The following is a 12,510-nucleotide window of genomic DNA, read 5'->3' on the forward strand; positions in this document are numbered from 1 at the left end:
GGGAGCTTGCTCCCGCTCGGAGGCGCAGCCGTCGCAAAGCCTGGAACGCGACATTGCAGGTTGGGGCCGCTTCGCGACCCGGCGGGAGCAAGCTCCCTCGCCACGGATGATCTTTAGTGCTCGTATTGACCTGGTTACTCAGTTCTTGTCGAGGTCGATATTCTTCGTTTCACGCAGACAGAGCATCCCCACCACCAGGCTCACTCCGGTAATCAGCACCGGGTACCACAATCCGTAGAAAATATCCCCGGTGTACACCACCAGCGCAAACGACACGGTCGGCAGGAAACCGCCGAACCAGCCATTGCCGATGTGGTACGGCAGGGACATCGAGGTGTAGCGGATGCGGGTCGGGAACAGTTCGACCATCAGCGCCGCGAGCGGGCCGTAGCACATGGCGGAGAGGATGATCAGCGCGACGATCAGGGCCACGATCATCGGCTTGTTGATCTGCTGCATGTCAGCCTGCTGCGGGTAGCCGGCGAGGGTGATGGCGCCGCGCAGGGCGGCCTCCTCGAAGCCGTCGAGTTTCACATCACCGACGCTCACTTGCACCGCACTGCCGGCAGGCGCTGCGACGCTGGAGTAAGGCAAGCCCTGTTTGACCAGGAAGGTCTTGACCTTGTCGCACGGGCTGTCGAATTTGGCCTTGCCCACCGGATCGAACTGGAAGGTGCAGGTGGCCGGGTCTGCCACAACGGTGATCGGCGCCTGTTGGCTGGCCCGGTCGATGGCCGGGTTGGCGTAGTGCGCCAGGGATTTGAAGATCGGGAAGTACAGTGCCGTGGCCAGCAGCAGGCCGAGCATCAGCACCGGTTTGCGCCCGACCTTGTCCGACAGCCAGCCAAAAAAGATGAAGAACGGCGCGCCGATCACCACACTGATGATCAACAGACTGTTGGCCACCGCCGGATCCATTTTCAGGAACTGAGTGAGGAAGAACAGCACGTAGAACTGCGCGGCGTAGAAGGTCACCGCCTGCCCGGCGTTGATGCTGAACAGAGCGATGAGGACGACCTTCAGGTTTTCCCATTTGCCGAAGGATTCGCGGATCGGCGCCTTGCTGGCCTTGCCTTCCTCTTTCATCTTCAGATACGCCGGCGACTCATGCAGGCTCAGGCGAATCCAGGTGGAGATCCCCAGCAGCACGATCGACAGCAAAAACGGAATGCGCCAGCCCCAGACTTCGAACTGATCGCCGGTGAAGTAGCGGCAACCGAGCACCACCAGCAGCGACAGCAGCAGACCGAGGGTCGCGGTGGATTGAATCCAGCTCGTATGGAAACCCCGTTTGCCGATCGGCGCGTGTTCCGCCACGTAGGTCGCGGCGCCGCCGTATTCGCCACCCAGGGCCAGGCCTTGAAGCATGCGCAACACCACGAGAATGATCGGCGCAGCGATGCCGATACTGGCGTAGGTGGGCAACAGACCCACTGCGAACGTGGCCACGCCCATCAGAATGATGGTCGCAAGGAAGGTGTATTTGCGTCCGATCATGTCCCCCAACCGACCGAACACCAGCGCCCCGAACGGCCTCACGATGAAGCCTGCGGCAAACGCCATCAGCGCGAAGATGAACGCTGTGGTGTCGTTGACCCCGGCGAAGAATTGCTTGCTGATTACCGCCGCCAGGGCGCCGTAGAGGAAGAAGTCATACCACTCGAACACCGTCCCCAGGGACGAGGCGAAGATGACCTTTCGGGTATCGGAGCCGGCGTCCGTGCTGCGCACGGCGTCCAGCGACTGAGCGTGTTCTGACATATCGGTATCCCTCACAGTGATTGTTTTTGTTGTTTCCACTGGTGTTGCGTGTCCGGGTGATGCGCGATGCTTTTTTGTCGGGTGAAAAAAATTGTGGGAGCGAGCCTGCTCGCGAAGGCGTCCTTTCAGTCGCCATCTAGGTTGAATGGGCGACCGCATTCGTGAGCAGGCTCGCTCCCACAGGGGTAGGGTTTGCAGGTGGAGAAAGAATCAGCTGTGCTGCTTTTTCAGCAATCATCAGCGTAGGCGAACAGGTGTTGCCCGAGGTAATGCGCGGCATGATCGACGCATCGGCAATTCGCAGCCCCGGCACGCCATGCACGCGCAGCTGCGCATCGACCACCGCGTCCGCGTCGTTGCCCATGCGGCAAGTGCCGACAGGGTGGAAAATTGTTGTGCCGATCTTCGCCGCCGCTTCGTGCAGTTGTTCTTCGGTTTGCAGGCTCGCGCCAGGCAGGTATTCCACCGGGTTGAAGGTTTGCAGGGCCGGGGCGCCGATGATGCGCCGGGTCAGGCGGATCGCGTCGGCAGCCACGCGCAGGTCTTCGGGATGGCTCAAGTAATTGGGTTGAATCAGTGGTGCGGTTTGCGGCTCGGCGGAGCGGATTTCGATGCGGCCACGGCTCTGCGGGCGCAAGTCACACACCGATGCAGTGAACGCGGGGAAGCTGTGCAGCGGCTCGCCAAAGCGTTCCAGCGACAGTGGCTGTACGTGATATTCGAGATTGGCCGAGGTCTGCTCGGGCCCCGAGCGGGCAAATGCGCCCAGTTGACTCGGCGCCATCGACAACGGCCCGCTGCGGTCATACAGATAGCGCAGGCCCATGCCCATCTTGCCCCACACACTGCCGGCGATCTGATTGAGGGTGCGGGCGTTCTCCAGTTTGTAGATCAGCCGCAATTGCAGATGATCCTGCAGGTTGCCGCCAACCCCCGGCAGTTCATGCACCACGCCGATCCCGAGTTTTTCCAGCAGCGGACGCGGGCCGATTCCGGAGCGTTGCAGAATGCTCGGTGAGCCCACGGCGCCGGCGCACAACACGATCTCCTTGCGTGCCTTGAAGCTTTTCACCTGGCCCTGCCAACGGGCGCTGACCCTTGAGGCACGACCGTCCTCGAACAGCACGCGATCAACCTCGACGTTGGTCAACACCGTGAGATTGACCCGGCCCCGGATCGGTTTGAGAAACGCCTTCGCCGCATTCCAGCGCACCCCGGCTTTCTGATTGACCTGGAAGTAGCCGCAACCCTCGTTGTCGCCCTGGTTGAAGTCATCGATGCTGGCGATGCCGCTCTGCTCGGCTGCTCTGCGGAAGGCGTCGAGAATCGGCCACGACAGACGCTGACGCTCGACCCGCCATTCACCCTTGTCGCCATGAAATTGCGCCGCGCCGGCGAAGTGGTTTTCGCTCTGTTTGAACAGCGGCAGCACGTCATTCCAGGTCCAGCCCGGATTACCCTCGGCGGCCCAGCCGTCGTAGTCGTTGGCCTGGCCACGCATGTAGATCATGCCGTTGATCGACGAGCAGCCACCCAGCACCTTGCCGCGCGGATAACTCAGTGCGCGGCCATCGAGGCCCGGCTGTGCTTCGGTCTTGAAGCACCAGTCGGTGCGCGGGTTGCCGATGCAGAACAGGTAACCCACGGGGATATGAATCCACGGATAGTTGTCGCGCCCGCCGGCCTCCAGCAACAGCACACGTCGCTGTGGATCCGCCGACAGCCGATTGGCCAGCAAACACCCGGCCGGCCCGGCGCCGACCACGATGTAATCGAATTCATCGAGGGACGTCTGCATTCCCTGACCTCGCTTATTGTTTTTGTTGTCAGTCATCCTAGTTGTCAGCTTTCGTCAAAAGAATGTTAGTTTTTGCGCAGCCGCTGTGCGTTTTCAAACAGCGCTTCCTGACGATAGCCGACAAGGACAAGCCATGTTCGACTGGAACGACCTGCGGTTCTTTCTCGAGTTGCAGCGCAGCGGCCGGCTGCTCACCGCTGCCCGCCGCCTGAACACCACCCACGCCACCGTTGCCCGGCATATCGAAGCCATCGAAAAAAGCCTCGGCACCGCGCTGTTCGTCCAGCACGCTCAAGGCTACGAAATGACGCCTGCGGGGGAGGCGCTGCTCAAGCACGCCGAGGCCATGGAAAACGTCGCGCTGCTGGCCCAGGAGGAAATCACCCAATCGACGGCGCCACTGGGCAAGATCCGTGTCGGCGTGACGGAAGGACTCGGCATCATGTTCCTTGCCAGTCGCATGATCGGCCTGTTCGAGCGTTATCCGGGGCTGGAAGTGGAACTGGTGGCGGTACCGCGCTTCGTCAGCATCCTCAATCGCGAGGCGGAAATCAGCATTCACCTGGAACGGCCGGCGGCGGACATGCTGGTCACGCGCAAACTCACCGATTACCGGCTTGCGCTGTACGCCAGCCAACGCTATCTGGACAGCGCGCCGCCACTGCACAGTCGCGAGGATCTCGGACGGCATGCGTGGATCGGCTATGTCGATGATCTGCTGTTCAGTCAGGAGTTGATGTTTCTCAACAGCTTCTGCCGCAATCCACGGGTGGTGTTTCACAGCACCAGCGTGATTGCCCAGCAAGAGGCGGCTCGTTCGGGGTTGGGGATTGCAGTGTTGCCTTGCTACATGGCCGCGTCCGATCCGGATCTGGTGGCGCTGTTGCCGCAGGAAAGTATCGAGCGCAGTTACTGGATCAGTACGCGACGGGAGTTGCACAAGTCGGTGCGATTGCGAGTGGTCTGGGATTATGTGGTGGGGTTGTGTGAAGGCGAGCGCGAGTTGTTGATGGGGCCCTGACGGGCAGCTGTTTCATGCAACTAAAATCCCCTGCAAAAGGTCATTCGATCTGCAGAGGTTGAGCCATCTCGCAGAACCTCCACAACGAAGACGCTTCCCGTGGCCAATCACCTTGATCGCCGTAACAACCTGTCCCTCGACAGCCTGAATTTCTTCCTCGCCGACGTGCGTGACGGGCTCGGCCCCTATCTGGCGATTTATCTGTTGGCGGTGCATCACTGGGAGCCGGCAAGTATCGGTCTGGTCATGACGATTGCCGGGATCGCCGCGCTCATCACGCAAACCCCGGCGGGTGCGCTGGTCGACAGCTCGCATTTCAAACGGGCGCTGATCGTGATTGCGGCACTGGTAGTCACCGGAAGCTGTCTGTTGCTGCCATTCGTGACCTCATTCAGCCTGGTGGCCCTGACCCAGGCCATCAGCGCCGCTGCCGCTTCGATCTTCGCACCGGCCATTTGCGCAATCACTCTGGGGATCACCGGGCCTCGCGCCTTCACGCGAAGGACCGGGCGCAACGAAACCTTCAATCATGCCGGCAACGCTTGTGCCGCACTGTTGGCCGGTTTGTCCGCGTACCTGTTCGGCCCGGTCGCGGTGTTTTATCTGATGGCGGTCATGGCGCTGGCCAGTGTGATTGCCGTCTCGTTCGTGTCGGCGGATGCCATAGACCACGATCTCGCCCGCGGTTTTGCACCCAGCGAAACGGGGCAGGGCAAGCGACCTTCGGGCCTGTCCCTTTTGTTGACCAACAAACCGTTGCTGATGTTTGCGATTTGTTGTGGGCTGTTTCACCTGGCGAACGCGGCGATGTTGCCGCTGGTGAGTCAGAAACTGGCACAAGCCAATCTGCAGATGGCCACGCCACTCACCTCTGCCTGCATTGTCGCGGCGCAGATGGTAATGGTGCCGGTCGCGTTGCTGGTGGGGGCGAAAGCCGATGTGTGGGGGCGCAAGCCATTGCTGCTGGCGGGGTTCCTGATCCTGCCGTTGCGCGGGGTGTTGTATGTGCTGTCGAACGATCCGTGGTGGCTGGTTTCCGTGCAGTTGCTCGATGGCATCGGCGCGGGGATTTTCGGCGCGCTGTTTCCGGTGGTGGTGAAAGACCTGACGCTGGGCAGCGGGCACTTCAATGTCAGTCTGGGTGCGATTACGACAGTGTTCGGACTGGGCGCGGCATTGAGCAACAGCCTGGCGGGGATTGTGGTTCAAGAAGTCGGGTACAGCGCTGCTTTCCTGACGTTGGCAGGGGTCGCGATGGCGGCGCTCGTGCTGCTCTGGATGGCGGTGCCGGAGACCGTGCCACGGACTGCGTTGGAGTACCGACACACCGGGTGAGCCCCGAGCCTTTGAGTTCAGGTCTATATCCCGGCCAAAACCGCCCGGGATCCGGCCTGTTCCGAATCCCGCACGCCGGTGATGCCTTGCCGTGTCAAGCCGCGACCGGAATCGGGCCGACGGCTTGTTGTTTCCAGGCTTTGGGTGACATGCCTTCCGCTTTGGCGAACGTACGGCAGAAGTGAGATTGATCGCAGAACCCGCATTCCAGTGCGATCTCTGTGAGCAGCATCGAGGAATCCTTCAATAACGCCCTGCTTTTCATGACCCGCTGCTCGCGCAGCCATTGTTGCGGGGACATCCGGGTGCTTTCCTTGAACAGGCGGGAAAAGTGACTGCGTGACAATGCGCAGGCTTCGGCCAGTTCAGTCACGGAAATGCCGGTATCCAGCCTGTCCAGCATCAGTTGTTTGGCGGTTCTTATCTGCCAGGATTTGAGCTGTCCGGTCGAAGTCAGGGCGAGCGTCGCCAGCACGGTAGATTTATCCATGTTCATACACATCCGGAAATTCAGGTAACAGGATGCGCGCGGCTGACTCGACTCGGTCGACACCGCACACGTTACAAGTCTGTGAACAGCCCTTGGGGCCGGCGATAGAGGTATCGCCCTGGCCACAAGTGCGTTCCTCAGCGTCATTGCTGAGGGCGAGCAAAAGATAACGAAACAAAATGTTTATCGGTGGCGCACTTTTGCGCTCTTTTGGGCTCATTTTTGCGCCACAGAGTGCGTGTTTGCGCTGCTAGCATTCGCCCACCCCTATGGATCAGATCGATCCCTCATGCAGGAGAATGCAAATGGCAGCTTCACAACCGCTCGACAGGCAAACCGCTTACTGGGGCGTGCCCTGGGAGGAGGCCTATGGTTATCCGCAGGCAAGGCGGGCAGGAAACGAGATCTACGTATCAGGCCAGTTCAACCATGACGAGGAAGGAAACCTGGTCGCCCCGGCGCCGCTGGACGCCGACGGAAAACCCAGTGATTTCTCTTCGATGGGAGAGCAGATGCGGGTCTCTTACGACAACATTGCGAAGCTGCTCGCCTTGTATGGCGCAACCTTGCAGGACGTTGTCGAGGAAACGCTCTACGTGCTGGACATGGATGCTGCCTTCGCGGTTGTCGGCAAAGTGCGCAAGGCCGCCTATGGCACCGAGCGGCCTCAGTGCGCGAGCAATATCATTGGCGTGTCGAGACTTGCGCAACGTCCGCAACTGATCGAAATCGCATGCAAGGCCGTGATTGGCGCGAAATAGATGAGCTGTACTCCCGGTTTCGATTCAGGTCACCGGGAGTATCGACTGCCCCTCGACCAGGGCTTTCTGACTGGCGACGGCAGCGGCGCAGAAAGTCATGAATGCCTTGACCCGCCACGATTTTCGAATGTCCTGGTGAGTCAGCAGCCACAGCTCATCCTGAAGCTCGGGCACCACCGGCCCGGCGCGCACCAGCCCCGGCGTGATGTCGCCCAGCATGCAGGGAAGGAATCCATATCCCAGGCCCGCCGCAATGGCTACGCTGGCTGCCGCAACGGAATCGGTGCGGTACGCGATGCGCTCGGCAGCGACCCGGCTTTCGACATAACGGGTCGCCCTCAAACCGCTGAGCGCTGAGGAGTACGACACCCATGCCTGGCCTTCTTCGAAAAGTGGCCCCGTCGTTATCTGCCTGTCGCAGCAATAGGGTGCCCAGGCTATGTTCGCCAGCTTGCGGCCTACCAGGCTTTCGGCAGGTTTTCTTGTCGCCCGGATGGCGATATCCGATTCATCCCGGGCGAGGCTGAGGGTTTCATTGCCGACCAGCACCTCGATGGTGATGCCCTCATTCAGGGCCTTGAAGTCGGCGATGATGGGGGTGAAGAAGTACAGCAGCAACGAGTCGCTGGTGGTAATTCGAAGTTTGCCGAGGGGGCCCTGACCCGAACGTGAAACACGCCGCGTGACGCTGACGATATCCAGCTCCACCCGTTCGGCGAGTGCCCGCAGCTCGGCACCCTCGGCGGTGAGCAGATACCCCGACTTGCGATGATCGAACAGCGCGACGCCAAGCGTGCGCTCGACTTGAGTAATCCGGCGCGAAACGGTCGATACATTGATGCCAAGCTTTTTGGCCGTAGCCGAACGATTGCCGCAATCACTGAGCGTCTTGATGATGCGCAAGTCGTCCCACGAGAGCTGACCGGCAGCCTCGCCTGCGTCCCACTTTTTACCGTCAGGGGGAGCCGGAGCCTTTTCAGTTGGCGATTTCACACAGATCGTTCCAGATTCGAGGGCGCTGATGATACGAGAAGAGGTGGGGGTGAAGCAGCCATATTGTTCCGATGACGCGTAGGGCGTTCGAGCCTGGGAAAGTTCATCCTGGCGGCTGATTTTTTCCAGTTGTCAATAGCACAGTTGAGCGACTGTGTGGGTGGCGGCGCGGTGGTAGGCTTCCATGGCGTCATTCTGTGCAAGCACCCGGTCTGTTCAGTTCGGTGATAAACGCAGTTCAGGCCAGTGCATCAGTCTCATGTCAGATAACTGAAAGGATTCGAACATGAAAAAGCCCATCACTGCGCTGGCCGTATCTGCAACCCTCGTTTTCACCGCCGCCGTTGCAAATGCTTCCGTGCATCCGACGACCATTAACGCTCCCCAGCCTGTCAATCAGGTTACAGCTTCGACTGATACGCCGTTCAGCACTCCTCAGGCAGTCGGCAAAATCCAAATGGCCAGCCTGGCCAGAAGTTGCTCCGACGAGCGATATTCATGGTGGGAGTACAGCGGTTGGGAAATCGTTGGCTGTCTCGTAAGCGGCCAGTGGTGATCATCCCGAAAGACTGGTGCGTGACTCGCGTAGTGGGTGCGCACCAGCGTCTGTGATATTACCGGTTGCGAGCAGCGCTTTCAGATATGCAACCACGCCAATGATCCCAGCACGACCCCCAGACCCGCCGCCCCAAACGAGACGCGCCTGAGCCATTCCTTGCGCGTCAGCAGGGTGATGGCTGCCAGTGAAATGGCGATTTGAATCGCGGTCATGGCCTGGGCCCAGCGGTGATGCTGATGAAGCGCCTGCTCTGATTTCTCGTCCCATGCTCGCGCCTGCTGCTCGAGTGCTTCCGCCTTTATTCGGGCTTGCTCTTTCTGCTCTGCGTAGCGACGAGCCTCGGCAACATAGTGAGCGGAATCCAGCCCCGGCAGATGGCTGGCCAGTTCCGACAGGTTCTGCCGGCTGGACTTGGCCTGATAGTAGTTCCACTCGTTGGCGGCTTCGGTCTTCTGGATGGCGGCGTTGTTCTTGTCCATCGCTGCCTCACTTTCCGTGGAGCCGGCCTGATAGCTCATCAGGGCGCCGACCGTCGCCATGATCGCCGTCATGACCGCAATCTTGCTGGCAAAGCGATCGCCTTTGGCATGGGCGTGATGGGTGGTGTGTTCGATATGTTGCTCGTGAGGACTCGGGACTTCGAACGCTTCAGGCATGACTTTCGGACTTGGGTGGGTGAAGGAACAGGGGCGGATTATGCAGGTTGGCCGGCTTTTTAGACATACACGGTCGACGGCATTTGGCTGAAAGTGGACGGCCGCATGGTTTGTTTCCGCGGGACTGCGAAACAGTCTCTTTTGTGCGAAGTTAAACGCAGAAAAATGGCCTGTTTAAATGATGGTTTCTCTTGTGGGCTGCTACCCACAATGGCTTGCGTCCCCTCTAAAGCTGAGACAGAATCCGCCGGCTTGTGCGTCCAGGGCTCCCTCCGAAACTTGATTCCCGTCACTGCTTTTCAGTGATCGGGTCTGCAAGCCCGCCGGAAAAACCAGTCGCACAGCCCTGCCAAAAGGACGCTCGTTTGTGTCCGCTCAATGGCGGCTTTGTGCGGGAGACCCTCGGGCCTGCCGGGTGCCTGGTTTCCCGGTCTTGCAGACCCGCACTTGGCTGCCACCCATCATCTGCAAGTGATGCTGGTAGCTCCTAATCAAAATCAGGAGTTTCACCATGATCTGTGCCAGTCTTGTCAGTCGACTTCTGGCCTGATGACTTCTGGCGCTCAGGAAGTGAGGATATCAACCGCAGTACTCCCCAACCGCTCTCCATTAACCGTCACATGCACGGCATGCTTCCCCGCATAATGCTTCCTCGTGGTGAAATCCTTGATCACCTGCCGCCGCGCCACAAACGCGCTACCTGCCCCCGGCAATACCAAGGTCTTCAACTTGAATACCTTGGCCGAAGTCCCGCCACTGGCCTTCACATAGTCAATCGCATAATCAATCACCAATCGCTGTTCATCTGGCACCAACGATCGAACGGTGAATGACAAGGTGATGGCCTCTCCAAGCCGAACCACCGCTGGCTCCACCTTCACATCCAGCAACTCGACCTCAGCCTTGGCTCCGGCACCGATGATAGTGAGTGCCCGCAAATCCCCCTGCTTGATCAGACTTCGCAACGCATGCTTCACAATCCACGCCGTGTGCCTGTTCTCCAGCGCCCACCCCTCAACCGTATCCAGCACCCATTCCGGGTGTTCCTTGGTCACGTCATTCAAATGGTTCGCCACGGACTTGCGCACGTACAGACTCTCGTCCGCCTTCAACCGGTCCAGAATCCCGGCGGCCAGGTGCGGGTTTGCCTGCACCGGCTCCAGGCGAAACGACCATGGCAGGCGAGGGCGGCTGCCTTCGCTGGCGAGGCGGCGGACGTGGTGGTTTTCGTCTTGTGCCCAGTCGTGCATCCGCTCCAGCGAGCGTTCCAGGTCGTTGCGCAGGAAGTGGCGGATGGCGAATTCGGAGGAGCCGAAGGTGGTGAAGTATTTCAGCGCTTCCATCGAAGTGTCGAACGCGTGCGCACCGTAGCTCGCGACATAGTGCGGCAAGCACATGCTGACGAAGCCGCTGTTCAGACGTGGCGCGAGTTCGCGCAGGACGTCGAGGGAATCGGCGTAGTCCAATGGCAGCACGGCGTGCAGGCTTTCGCTGACGCGGGCCATGCGTTGCATGACCGAGAGGTCGGCGAGGCCGTCGTTGGCGTACTTGAGAAAGGCCTTGGCCTTGAATGCCGGGTATACGGCGCTCATTTCGCTGGCAATGTGTTGCAGGCGTTCGGCGTTGAAGATTTCTTTCAGGGCCGGGGCGGCGGTTTCGGTGGTACTCATGGTCAGGTCATCGGGGTGCTGATGAACGCTTGAAGGCCTTCGGCGTACGCGGTGTATTGGGCGATGCGCGGGAAGCGCTCAGCGTCGATCTGGTCGGGGACGACGAGGCCGGTGAAGCTCCAAGCGACGGCGAGGGTGATGCCGTCCTGCTGAAGAGTGCCATCAGTGGGCAACGGGTGTTTTTGCAGTTCGTGTTCAAGGGCAGTGAAAGCGGCGGCCAGCTGGCCTTCGACCCGTTCGACCCACGGCTGGTATTGAATGTCGGCCGGGCGCAGGTTGCGTTCGTAATAAAGCTGCACGGCTTTTTCGCAGGCGGCGAGGCCCAGGCCGATCAGGCGCAGGGCTTTTACCCGTTGGGTGAGGTCGGTGGGCAGCAGGGTTTTGCCGGACAGCGTTTCGAGGTAGTCGAGGATCAGCGTCGAGTCGATCAGCACTTCGCCGTCATCAAGCACCAGGGTTGGCGCCTTGACCACCGGGTTGATCTGCCGGAAACGCTCGAAATGGCGAAACACCGACACCGGGTCGTGTTCCAGTTCGATCCCCAGGCATTTGGCGGAGACCGCCACGCGGCGCACGTAAGGGGAGTCCAGCATGCCGATCAGTTTCATGACGCGTTCCTTCAAGTCAAACCGGGGGGAGGGCATAACGTAGCTGAGGTTGAAGGGATTGTCAGTCCTGAAAGCGGGCTGGCTCTGCGGTCGATGTTTGTAAAGAAATGCGACAAAGCGCCGCTCATCCACCGTTTGTCTTCTATATACAGCCGCTCGACTGAATTTCTTGCTATAAACGCACTCCGATGAGCGCCGTGGGGCCTGTGTCAGAGGGCTTTGCGGACGTTGTCGGACAAATTCCCGGTATTTAGAGTTGCTGAGGCCTCAATCGGGCCTTAGACTGCCGCCCCTTCGTAAATTGAGTGCCGGGTGGCGTTTGCAATAAACGATGCCTTTCCGAGGACCGCAGACGGTTCGCCGGAACGCTCCCAAATTCGCCTTAATGCACGTTTTTTATAGAGATATCAATGACAAAGGACAAGTTGCTGGCCATGCCGGCAGATGACTACATGAATGCCGAGCAACACGCTTTCTTCACCGAGCTGTTGCAGAACATGAAAGTCGAAACCCATGAGCGCATTGAGCAGAACCGTATTGCCATCGAGAGCCTGGATACCCCGGCCGACCCGGCGGACGCCGCCTCGGTGGAAGAAGAGCGCACCTGGTTGGTGAACGCGATCGATCGCGACCAGCGCATGCTGCCTCAGCTGGAACAAGCCCTTGAGCGTATCAAGGAAGACAGCTTTGGCTGGTGCGACGACAGCGGCGAGCCGATTGGTCTGAAACGTCTGCTCATCAGCCCGACCACCAAGTACTGCATCGAAGCTCAAGAGCGTCACGAGCAGATCGACAAGCACCAGCGTCAGGCCTGATTTCTGAGGCGACCGCTTTCAAAGCGGGTCGTCGCGAAAAGAT

The 12,510-nt window shown here is 59.8% G+C and carries 12 protein-coding genes; 5 read left to right on the plus strand and 7 right to left on the minus strand.

Annotated features, from left to right (window positions below):
- Positions 1–138: 138 nt before the first annotated feature.
- Both BBF94_RS21560 and BBF94_RS21565 read right to left on the minus strand, forming a co-directional pair.
- A complete protein-coding gene (locus tag BBF94_RS21560) occupies positions 139–1,761 on the minus strand; it encodes an MFS transporter (RefSeq protein ID WP_065260987.1) in 1,623 nt (540 codons plus the stop codon).
- Between the two features lie 136 nt (positions 1,762–1,897).
- Positions 1,898–3,559: a GMC family oxidoreductase gene (locus tag BBF94_RS21565; RefSeq protein WP_065260988.1), complete on the minus strand. Its 1,662-nt coding sequence runs from the start codon at positions 3,557–3,559 to the stop codon at positions 1,898–1,900.
- A 133-nt stretch (positions 3,560–3,692) separates the two neighbouring features.
- On the opposite strand from BBF94_RS21565, the gene BBF94_RS21570 reads away from it, so the two are divergent.
- Together BBF94_RS21570 and BBF94_RS21575 are read left to right on the plus strand one after the other, a co-directional pair.
- Positions 3,693–4,580, plus strand: a complete 888-nt coding sequence (locus BBF94_RS21570; protein WP_065260989.1) for a LysR family transcriptional regulator — start codon at positions 3,693–3,695, stop codon at positions 4,578–4,580.
- Between the two features lie 99 nt (positions 4,581–4,679).
- Positions 4,680–5,915, plus strand: a complete 1,236-nt coding sequence (locus tag BBF94_RS21575; protein WP_065260990.1) for an MFS transporter — start codon at positions 4,680–4,682, stop codon at positions 5,913–5,915.
- A gap of 94 nt (positions 5,916–6,009) precedes the next feature.
- Here BBF94_RS21575 and BBF94_RS21580 read toward each other — a convergent pair whose 3' ends face one another.
- A complete protein-coding gene (locus BBF94_RS21580; RefSeq protein ID WP_065260991.1) occupies positions 6,010–6,411 on the minus strand; it encodes a helix-turn-helix domain-containing protein in 402 nt (133 codons plus the stop codon).
- A 299-nt stretch (positions 6,412–6,710) separates the two neighbouring features.
- Here BBF94_RS21580 and BBF94_RS21585 point away from each other — a divergent pair, with 299 nt between their 5' ends.
- Positions 6,711–7,166 carry a RidA family protein gene (locus BBF94_RS21585; RefSeq protein ID WP_065260992.1) on the plus strand — a complete coding sequence of 152 codons (456 nt, stop codon included), beginning with the start codon at positions 6,711–6,713 and terminating at the stop codon, positions 7,164–7,166.
- A gap of 24 nt (positions 7,167–7,190) precedes the next feature.
- Here the strand turns inward: BBF94_RS21585 and BBF94_RS21590 are convergent, their stop codons facing one another.
- Positions 7,191–8,159 (minus strand): LysR family transcriptional regulator, encoded by a 969-nt coding sequence (locus BBF94_RS21590; RefSeq protein ID WP_065260993.1) that lies wholly within the window; start codon positions 8,157–8,159, stop codon positions 7,191–7,193.
- A 286-nt stretch (positions 8,160–8,445) separates the two neighbouring features.
- On the opposite strand from BBF94_RS21590, the gene BBF94_RS21595 reads away from it, so the two are divergent.
- Positions 8,446–8,715 (plus strand): hypothetical protein, encoded by a 270-nt coding sequence (locus tag BBF94_RS21595; RefSeq protein ID WP_065260994.1) that lies wholly within the window; start codon positions 8,446–8,448, stop codon positions 8,713–8,715.
- Between the two features lie 80 nt (positions 8,716–8,795).
- Here BBF94_RS21595 and BBF94_RS21600 read toward each other — a convergent pair whose 3' ends face one another.
- From BBF94_RS21600 to BBF94_RS21610, 3 genes are all read right to left on the minus strand, one after another.
- A complete protein-coding gene (locus BBF94_RS21600) occupies positions 8,796–9,374 on the minus strand; it encodes a DUF4337 domain-containing protein (protein WP_065260995.1) in 579 nt (192 codons plus the stop codon).
- Between the two features lie 563 nt (positions 9,375–9,937).
- Positions 9,938–11,044: a DNA alkylation repair protein gene (locus tag BBF94_RS21605; RefSeq protein WP_065260996.1), complete on the minus strand. Its 1,107-nt coding sequence runs from the start codon at positions 11,042–11,044 to the stop codon at positions 9,938–9,940.
- A gap of 2 nt (positions 11,045–11,046) precedes the next feature.
- Entirely contained in the window at positions 11,047–11,652 is a 606-nt protein-coding gene (locus BBF94_RS21610; protein WP_065260997.1) for a glutathione S-transferase, read from the minus strand.
- Positions 11,653–12,062: 410 nt separating this feature from the next.
- On the opposite strand from BBF94_RS21610, the gene BBF94_RS21615 reads away from it, so the two are divergent.
- Positions 12,063–12,467 carry a TraR/DksA family transcriptional regulator gene (locus BBF94_RS21615; RefSeq protein WP_065260998.1) on the plus strand — a complete coding sequence of 135 codons (405 nt, stop codon included), beginning with the start codon at positions 12,063–12,065 and terminating at the stop codon, positions 12,465–12,467.
- The last annotated feature ends 43 nt before the right edge of the window (positions 12,468–12,510 follow it).

Origin of the sequence: Pseudomonas bananamidigenes (assembly GCF_001679645.1) — a bacterium.
Lineage (GTDB): Bacteria > Pseudomonadota > Gammaproteobacteria > Pseudomonadales > Pseudomonadaceae > Aquipseudomonas > Aquipseudomonas bananamidigenes.

Excerpts from the sequence above, each read along its gene's own strand:
- BBF94_RS21570 (WP_065260989.1), top strand. The coding sequence starts at position 3,693 with ATGTTCGACTGGAACGACCTGCGGTTCTTTCTCGAGTTGCAGCGCAGC.
- BBF94_RS21610 (WP_065260997.1), bottom strand. The coding sequence starts at position 11,652 with ATGAAACTGATCGGCATGCTGGACTCCCCTTACGTGCGCCGCGTGGCG.
- BBF94_RS21605 (WP_065260996.1), bottom strand. The coding sequence starts at position 11,044 with ATGAGTACCACCGAAACCGCCGCCCCGGCCCTGAAAGAAATCTTCAAC.
- BBF94_RS21560 (WP_065260987.1), bottom strand. The coding sequence starts at position 1,761 with ATGTCAGAACACGCTCAGTCGCTGGACGCCGTGCGCAGCACGGACGCC.
- BBF94_RS21565 (WP_065260988.1), bottom strand. The coding sequence starts at position 3,559 with ATGCAGACGTCCCTCGATGAATTCGATTACATCGTGGTCGGCGCCGGG.
- BBF94_RS21595 (WP_065260994.1), top strand. The coding sequence starts at position 8,446 with ATGAAAAAGCCCATCACTGCGCTGGCCGTATCTGCAACCCTCGTTTTC.
- BBF94_RS21585 (WP_065260992.1), top strand. The coding sequence starts at position 6,711 with ATGGCAGCTTCACAACCGCTCGACAGGCAAACCGCTTACTGGGGCGTG.
- BBF94_RS21580 (WP_065260991.1), bottom strand. The coding sequence starts at position 6,411 with ATGAACATGGATAAATCTACCGTGCTGGCGACGCTCGCCCTGACTTCG.
- BBF94_RS21615 (WP_065260998.1), top strand. The coding sequence starts at position 12,063 with ATGACAAAGGACAAGTTGCTGGCCATGCCGGCAGATGACTACATGAAT.
- BBF94_RS21600 (WP_065260995.1), bottom strand. The coding sequence starts at position 9,374 with ATGCCTGAAGCGTTCGAAGTCCCGAGTCCTCACGAGCAACATATCGAA.